An 808-nucleotide genomic window follows, 5' to 3' on the forward strand; every position below is an offset into this window, starting at 1 on the left:
CCGCCCACTTGGTTTTCGAGACGGTCTTTTTAATTCTAACGTAAAGCCAACCTAGAACGGCGGGGTTTCCCACCCAAAATTTTCGATGATCTGGAGAGATCGTCAAGAAAAGTATCAGAGGGAACTCCTGGAAAAAAATGGGTAAAATATAATTAGTAGGGGGAATATTGCTGTTAATGTTTCGCTTTCTAACGAGACGTTAACCAAGCCCAAAGGCAAAAAATAGCAGTAATTTGCTAAAAGCTCAAGGCCGATAGCTTAATGCTCTATATATCTCTCGTATTCTTTACTTGTCGAGTTCAACACGACCCCTTTATGGAATCAAGCAACCCGTCAGGGAAGACTTCCGAACCTCCTAGTCATAGGTGGGCCAATTTACTCGGAACCATGATCGCAATTCTGACCCTAACGTTACCCTTGTTAGCGATTGGATATAACTCCACGCCTAACTATACCGAAGAACCCCTTACCGGTAAAACATCCTACTCCCTAACGAGGCAAATGAGGTGACAGAATTGAGATAGACGATTGCCAAGGTAAAAAATTTTTTCTTCGTCCCGATCCCCCTTATGGGTAAAATTTGGATCGGAGTTAATTAAAGTGTGTTTTAATTTTGCTTGCGCTTTTAGGTGACTCTAAAGGCGCTATCTCAAGGTTGCGAGAGGACTCCCGTTAGAGCCGCCCTTGCTTAACGGGAGATCAATCGCGACCAAAGTGAAACTAACGCGGTAGCGTTTCCACTTTCGAGGGATTTCGCTAGAATACAGAAAGCGGTAAAGCGCGTAAAGTATCACGGAAACCTCTCGCT

1 protein-coding gene is annotated in these 808 nt (G+C 44.1%); it reads left to right on the forward strand.

The window, feature by feature from the left end; genetic code table 11:
- The first annotated feature begins 315 nt into the window (after window positions 1-315).
- The gene (locus BGL89_RS21430) at window positions 316-510 is read left to right on the forward strand and encodes a TLTLP motif-containing protein (RefSeq protein WP_502692592.1); all 195 of its coding nucleotides are present in this window, start codon (window positions 316-318) and stop codon (window positions 508-510) included.
- Window positions 511-808: the final 298 nt, after the last annotated feature.

The organism is Microcystis sp. LSC13-02 (assembly GCA_002282935.1).
Classification (GTDB): Bacteria; Cyanobacteriota; Cyanobacteriia; order Cyanobacteriales; family Microcystaceae; genus Microcystis.

Excerpts from the sequence above, each read along its gene's own strand:
- BGL89_RS21430 (WP_502692592.1), top strand. The coding sequence starts at position 316 with ATGGAATCAAGCAACCCGTCAGGGAAGACTTCCGAACCTCCTAGTCAT.